General features: G+C 70.0%; 8 protein-coding genes. All 8 read left to right on the forward strand.

Features of this window, described 5'->3' with window-relative positions; translation table 11 throughout:
* On the forward strand, positions 1-542 hold a 542-nt coding region (locus tag ACT6XY_RS21950), incomplete at its 5' end, for a CHAD domain-containing protein (RefSeq protein WP_444750435.1).
* Complete coding sequence (locus tag ACT6XY_RS21955; protein ID WP_444750436.1) at positions 539-1039, forward strand: GNAT family N-acetyltransferase; 501 nt, start codon at positions 539-541, stop codon at positions 1037-1039. The genes ACT6XY_RS21950 and ACT6XY_RS21955, both read left to right, overlap by 4 nt.
* Before the next feature lie 123 nt (positions 1040-1162).
* The gene (locus tag ACT6XY_RS21960; RefSeq protein WP_444750437.1) at positions 1163-1489 is read left to right on the forward strand and encodes a phosphoribosyl-ATP diphosphatase; all 327 of its coding nucleotides are present in this window, start codon (positions 1163-1165) and stop codon (positions 1487-1489) included.
* A gap of 15 nt (positions 1490-1504) precedes the next feature.
* Positions 1505-2485, forward strand: a complete 981-nt coding sequence (coaA, locus tag ACT6XY_RS21965) for a type I pantothenate kinase (protein WP_444750438.1) — start codon at positions 1505-1507, stop codon at positions 2483-2485.
* Between the two features lie 273 nt (positions 2486-2758).
* Positions 2759-3535, forward strand: a complete 777-nt coding sequence (locus tag ACT6XY_RS21970; protein WP_444750439.1) for an enoyl-CoA hydratase — start codon at positions 2759-2761, stop codon at positions 3533-3535.
* Between the two features lie 122 nt (positions 3536-3657).
* On the forward strand, positions 3658-3945 hold the full coding sequence (locus tag ACT6XY_RS21975) for a DUF2218 domain-containing protein (RefSeq protein ID WP_444750440.1): 288 nt from the start codon (positions 3658-3660) through the stop codon (positions 3943-3945).
* Between the two features lie 97 nt (positions 3946-4042).
* Positions 4043-5371, forward strand: coding sequence for a malonyl-CoA decarboxylase (locus ACT6XY_RS21980; RefSeq protein ID WP_444750441.1), 1329 nt, complete (start codon positions 4043-4045; stop codon positions 5369-5371).
* A gap of 125 nt (positions 5372-5496) precedes the next feature.
* Positions 5497-6141 carry a lectin gene (locus tag ACT6XY_RS21985; RefSeq protein ID WP_444750442.1) on the forward strand — a complete coding sequence of 215 codons (645 nt, stop codon included), beginning with the start codon at positions 5497-5499 and terminating at the stop codon, positions 6139-6141.
* Positions 6142-6330: the final 189 nt, after the last annotated feature.

The raw sequence follows: 6330 nt of genomic DNA on the forward strand, positions 1-6330 counted from the left end.
CCCATGCGCTGGAGGAGGCGGCCCGCAGCGTCGGCGCCCGCGGCCAGGGTGGCGCCCGGGCCGACCGGGTCGACCTCGCGGCCCTCGGCCAGGCCTTGCAGAAGCAGGCGCGGGTGATCGGTCGGCTGGCGCCCAAGGACGCGCCCCGCCACTATCTCGCCAAGGCGGTGGCGCGGGCCTACGGCAAGGCCCGCAAGGCTTTCCGCGCCTACGAGGCGGAGCCCGCAGAGGAACCGCTGCACGATGCGCGCAAGCGGATCAAGGACTGCCTGCACCTCGTCGAGGCGCTGGAGGAGGTCCGTCCCCGCGGGGCGCGGCCGAAGGCTGGCAAGCTCGACCGGCTCGGCGAACTGATGGGCGCCATCCGCGACCTCGACCTTCTCTCGCGCCGCCTCGACGCCAGCGAGGCGGGGCGTGCCAAGAAGCTGCGGATCCTGGCACGGCACACCCGGCTGGCGCGCGAGGTCGCGCGGACCGGCGAGAAGACCTTTTCCGACAAGCCCGCCGCGGTGGAGAAGAGCTGGCGCAGGGCGCGGGCATGAGCCCCTTCGCCTGGCGCCCGATGACGGCGGCGGACCTGCCTGCCGTCTCAGCGATCGCGGCGGAGGTCCACCCCGACTTTCCCGAGGACGATGCGGTCTTCGCCGAACGACAGTGGCTGTATCCGTCCGGCTGCCGGGTCCTTGCCGGAGCAGAGAGGCTCGACGCCTATGTGGTGAGCCATCCCTGGGAGGCCGGCTCCTGCCCGCCGCTCAACGCGCTGCTCGGCCACCTGCCTGAGCCGGCCACGACCTACTACATCCACGACATCGCCCTGCTGCCGGCCGCGCGCGGGACCGGGGCGGCCGCAGAGATCGTCGAGGCGCTGAAAGCCGAGGCGCGGGGCCAGGGGCTCCCCGCGATCAGCCTCGTCGCCGTCAACGGCTCCGCCGGCTTCTGGCGACGGATGGGCTTCGCCGAGACGTCCATCCCGGCGCTCGCCCCCAAGCTCGCGAGCTACGGCGCCGACGCTCGCTACATGGTCTGCCGGGCCGGCTGAGCCATGCTGCGGCGCATCATCCCTTCTGCCACCGTGACAGCGGCCTCATAATCTGCATCATGCCGCCTCCTCCGGAGCCTGCCGCGGCAGGTCCCGTCCCCGCAGGCCAGGGACCGCGTGCCGATGAGTTCCTTCTCGCTCTCCGACCTCGAGGCGATCGTCGCCCGGCGCGCGGCGGCGCCGGCGGCCGAGAGCTACACGGCGGCCTCCCTCGCCAGGGGACCAACCCATTGCGCCCGCAAGTTCGGCGAGGAGGCGATCGAGGCGATCATCGCCGCGACCGAGGGCGACCATGACGGCCTGGTGGCCGAGAGCGCGGACGTGCTCTTCCACCTCCTGGTGGTGTGGAAGGCCCGCGGCATCGCCCTCGACGAGGTGATGGCGGAACTCTCCCGCCGCACCGCCCAGTCCGGCCATGCCGAAAAGGCATCGCGCCCCAAGTCTCCTTGAATGAACGAGCGCCCGATGCCCGCAAGCCTCGCCGCCGCCGCCCTGGTCGAACCCCCGAACGGCAATCCCTCGCCGTACCGGGTCTTCTCGCGCGCCGAATGGGCCGAGAAGCGCGCCGACACGCCGATGACGCTGACGCCGGAGGAGGTGGTGAAGCTGCGGTCCTTTACCGACCAGCTCTCCATCGAGGAGGTCGAGGCGATCTATCTGCCGATCTCCCGCCTCCTGTCCTTCTACGTGGCGGCCCAGCAGAAGCTCTCGCGCGCCTCGCAGTCCTTCCTCGGCGCGCGCGACGTGAAGATCCCCTTCGTCATCGGCGTCGCCGGCTCGGTGGCTGTCGGCAAGTCGACGACCTCCCGCGTCCTCCAGGCGCTGCTGTCGCGCTGGTCCAACACGCCGAAGGTCGACCTCGTCACCACCGACGGCTTCCTCTTTCCCAACGCCCATCTCGAGCGCGAGGGGCTGATGAAGAAGAAGGGCTTCCCCGAAAGCTACGACACCAAGGCGCTGCTGCGCTTCCTGGCGGCCGTGAAGGCCGGCGAGCGGCACGTGCGGGCGCCGATCTATTCGCACCTCGTCTACGACGTGGTGCCGGGCGGCACGGTGGAGGTCGACCGGCCGGACATCCTCATCGTCGAGGGGCTGAACGTGCTGCAGACCGGCCGCGCCCCGCGCGAGGGCAAGGCCATTCCCTTCGTCTCGGACTATTTCGACTTCTCCATCTTCATCGACGCCGAGGAGGACGTGCTGGAGCGCTGGTACCTCGACCGCTTCATGCGGCTGCGCGAGACCGCCTTCCGCGATCCCCAGAGCTATTTCCGCCGCTATGCCGAGAAGTCGGATTTCGAGGCAATGAAGACGGCGCTGGCGCTGTGGTACGGCATCAACCTCGTGAACCTGCGCGACAACATCCTGCCGACCCGCCACCGCGCCAAGCTGATCCTGAAGAAGGCGGACGACCACAAGATCGAGAGCGTCAGCCTGCGACGGGTGTGAGTGGCGAGCGGTTCCGCGGCCGCCCTGGATTTCTCGATAGCGGCTGCCTCAATCACGTCATGCCCGGCCTTGTGCCGGGCATCCACGACTTCCTTGGAGGCGGCGTGTCCGGCCGCGCCAAGCCTGGCCATGACGGAGAGGGCGGTTTCTGGCATCACAGCAGGGCTCTGACTTTCCGCTTCAACCCACCGCATTCCCCCTCCGGACGAGATGACAGCCCGGCCGGCCTCCGCTAGCTCTCCTCGCCAGCCCATCCCCCAACGAGGACCGCCCATGGCCCCCTACGAGACCATCATCGTCGAGACCCGCGGCAAGGTCGGGCTGATCACGCTCAACCGGCCGAAGGCCTTGAACGCGCTGAACAGCCAGCTGGTCGGCGAGATCAACAGCGTCCTCGACGGCTTCGACAAGGACCCGGCCATCGGCTGCATCGTCATCACCGGTTCGGAGAAGGCCTTCGCGGCCGGGGCCGACATCCTGGAGATGAAGGACAAGTCCTATCCGGAGAGCTACCTCGAGGACTTCATCACCGCCTGGGACCGGGTCGCCCAGCGCCGCAAGCCGATCATCGCGGCGGTGGCGGGCTTCGCCCTCGGCGGCGGCTGCGAACTCGCCATGATGTGCGACTTCATCCTCGCCGCCGACACGGCGAAGTTCGGCCAGCCGGAGATCAAGCTCGGCGTCATGCCGGGGGCCGGCGGCACCCAGCGCCTCACGCGCTTCGTCGGCAAGTCCAAGGCCATGGAGATGTGCCTCACCGGCCGGATGATGGATGCGGCGGAGGCCGAGCGCGTCGGCCTGGTGTCGCGGGTGGTGCCGGCGGCCGAGCTGGTGGAAGAGGCGGTGAAGGTCGCCGCCCAGATCTCCGACATGTCCATGCCGACGGTGATGATGACCAAGGAGTCGGTGAACCGCTCCTACGAGACCACGCTGGCCGAGGGCATCCGCTTCGAGCGGCGGGTGTTCCACGCCATGTTCGCCATGGACGACCAGAAGGAAGGCATGGCCGCCTTCGCGGAGAAGCGGAAGCCCGCCTTCAAGAACCGCTAAACCGGCATGGCTGCCGGGCCCTGCGCTCATGCGGAGGTGCCCTGCGGCGGGGCGGGGTGCAATTCCTCTGGCGATCGGCGCCAATCAGGGCTTCACCGAGGTCGTCCCCGGAGGTCCTGATCATGCCGGTATCGCTTGCCGACATCGCGACGGCACATGCCAGTCGCTACCTGCAGCAGCTCTGCAAGCACTGGAGCCACAAGTTCGCCGTCACCTTCGACGAGCGCTCGGGCACCGTGCCCTTCAACGACGAGGCGGCGCTGACGCTCTCCGCCAACGGCGACGTGCTGAGCCTGAAGCTCGACGCGTCCGCCGACAGGTTGCCGACGCTCGAGGAAGTGGTCGCCGAGCACCTCAAGCGCTTCGCCTTCCGCGAGGAACTGCACATCGACTGGCAACCGGTTGGCTAGGCGCCTCCATCTGTCCGGGAGGGTCTCGCCGCGACGCAGCAATCTGTGGCAGCATGGCGGGAGCCGGGTCGGTGGCCCGGCGGAGGAGGCTCCCCCCATGACCTTCGTCTCAGACATGCTGGCGACCGTCTCGCGCCGCAGCCGGGAACTGATCGGCTGGAAGCCGGCGGAACTGCAGCCGCGCCGCGCGGCCGACGTTGTGGCACTCGCCCGCGCCCTCCTGTCGCGCCGCGGCGAGGCCTCGGGAACGGCGCTGGCCCGTGACATCCTCGACGGCTACGCCAAGCTCGACGCCGATCAGCGCGTGGCCGTTCTGAAGGATTTCGCCGAGGGCTTCGGCGCCGACCGGACGAAGCTGGAGGCCGCGATCGCAGCCTACCAGTCCGAGCCGACTGCTGCCGCCGCCGCCAGCCTGCATGCCGCCGCCGAACCGCGCCGGCAGGAACTGATCCGCCGGCTGAACCTCGCGCCGGGCGGCACCGCCGCCCTGGTGCGCCTGCGCGACGACCTCCTTGCGGCGCTGCCCGGCCAAGCCGATCTGAAGGTGCTGGACGACGATCTCGTCCATCTCTTCTCCTCCTGGTTCAATCGGGGGTTCCTGGTCGTGAGGCGCATCGACTGGTCGACGCCGGCCAACATCCTGGAAAAGATCATCCGCTACGAGGCGGTGCACGAGATTCGCGACTGGGACGACCTGAGGCGGCGGCTCGAGCCCGAGGACCGGCGCTGCTACGCCTTCTTCCACCCCCGCCTCGACGACGAGCCGCTGATCTTCGTCGAGGTCGCCCTGACCGCCGAGATCCCGGCCGCCATCGGCCCGCTCATCGCCGAGGGCGGTACGGCGCTCGCCGCCGACGAGGCCCGGGTGGCGGTCTTCTATTCCATCTCCAACTGCCAGACGGGCCTCGCCGGCATCTCCTTCGGCTCGCTGCTGATCAAGCAGGTGGTGGAGGAGCTGAAGCGCGAGCTGCCGAAGCTCACCACCTTCGTGACGCTGTCGCCGGTGCCGGGCTTCGCCAGGTGGCTGGCCAAGGAGCGCAAGACCGAGACCGGCTTCCTGCTGGAGGAGGAGCGCGGCCTGCTTACCGCCCTCGACGAAACCGACTGGCGCGCCGACCGGACGCGCGTGGTAAAGGTCGACCGGCTGCTGGCGCGCTGCGCGGCGCGCTACTTTCTCACGGCCAAGACCACCGGCAACCGTCCGCTCGATCCTGTCGCCCGCTTCCATCTTGGCAATGGCGCGAGGCTCGAGCGCATCAATGCCGGCGCCGACCTGTCGGACACCGGTCTCGCCCAGTCGCACGGGGTGATGGTCAACTATCTCTACGACCTCGGCCGGATCGAGGAAAACCACGAGGCCTATGCCGAGCGGCGCGAGATCGTGGCGAGCCCGTCCGTCCGGAAGCTCGGCGAGGCGCGCGGCTGAGCGGTTATAGGGTTACCTGTCTCACCGACCTGTGTCTTGGTGGCCGCGCCGGCCCTTCCTAGGCTCGCCCCCAGATGCCGGGCCCTGGAGCCTGACAAGGCATCGACAGGGCGAGGACGACACCGATGGCTATTCGTTTGACGGCGGCGCTGATGGGCGCCGCGGCGCTGGCATGCCTTGCGGGGCCGGCGGCGGCGCAGCAAGCCCCGATGGGCTTCTTCATCACCTCCGCGCCGCTCGACGGCGGCAATCTCGGCGGTCTCGCCGGTGCCGACAGGCATTGCCAGGCGCTCGCCGCCGCGGCGGGTGCCGGCAACCGCACCTGGCGCGCCTATCTGTCGACGCAAGGGGCGGGCGCGGTGAATGCCCGCGACCGGATCGGCACCGGTCCCTGGGCCAACGCCCGCGGTGTGGTGATCGCGGCCTCCGTCGCCGAGCTGCACGGCACCAACAACCTCACCAAGCAGACGGCGCTGACCGAGACGGGCGCCGTGGTCAACGGGCGCGGCGACACGCCGAACCAGCACGACATCCTCACCGGCAGCCAGGCCGATGGCACGGCCTTCTCGGGCGATGCCGACCGCACCTGCGGCAACTGGACGAAGAACGGCGAGGGTTCGGCCATGGTCGGCCACCACGACCGCATGGGCCTCAACACCGAGCCGCCGGCGCTGTCGTGGAACACCTCGCACGGCTCGCGCGGCTGCGACATGCCCTCGCTGCGGGCGACCGGCGGCGATGGCCGGTTCTACTGCTTCGCGGCCAACTGACGGACGCCGTTCCGTCACGAGGGGGTGAGCGCTGCAACCGAAGGGCGCCCGGCGGTGTTACCCGCTGCAGTGACCCGAGCAGGAGCCCCCGCATGACCCTCGTCCCTTCGCGCCGCGCCGTGCCGGCCCTTCTCGCCGGCGCGGCCGCCGGCCTCGCGTGGTCGGCCGCCCCGGCGCTCGCCCAGGGCC

The organism is Phreatobacter sp. (assembly GCF_052440005.1).
Classification (GTDB): domain Bacteria; phylum Pseudomonadota; class Alphaproteobacteria; order Rhizobiales; family Phreatobacteraceae; genus Phreatobacter.

Excerpts from the sequence above, each read along its gene's own strand:
- ACT6XY_RS21960 (WP_444750437.1), top strand. The coding sequence starts at position 1,163 with ATGAGTTCCTTCTCGCTCTCCGACCTCGAGGCGATCGTCGCCCGGCGC.
- ACT6XY_RS21955 (WP_444750436.1), top strand. The coding sequence starts at position 539 with ATGAGCCCCTTCGCCTGGCGCCCGATGACGGCGGCGGACCTGCCTGCC.
- ACT6XY_RS21975 (WP_444750440.1), top strand. The coding sequence starts at position 3,658 with ATGCCGGTATCGCTTGCCGACATCGCGACGGCACATGCCAGTCGCTAC.
- ACT6XY_RS21980 (WP_444750441.1), top strand. The coding sequence starts at position 4,043 with ATGACCTTCGTCTCAGACATGCTGGCGACCGTCTCGCGCCGCAGCCGG.
- coaA (WP_444750438.1), top strand. The coding sequence starts at position 1,505 with ATGCCCGCAAGCCTCGCCGCCGCCGCCCTGGTCGAACCCCCGAACGGC.
- ACT6XY_RS21985 (WP_444750442.1), top strand. The coding sequence starts at position 5,497 with ATGGCTATTCGTTTGACGGCGGCGCTGATGGGCGCCGCGGCGCTGGCA.
- ACT6XY_RS21970 (WP_444750439.1), top strand. The coding sequence starts at position 2,759 with ATGGCCCCCTACGAGACCATCATCGTCGAGACCCGCGGCAAGGTCGGG.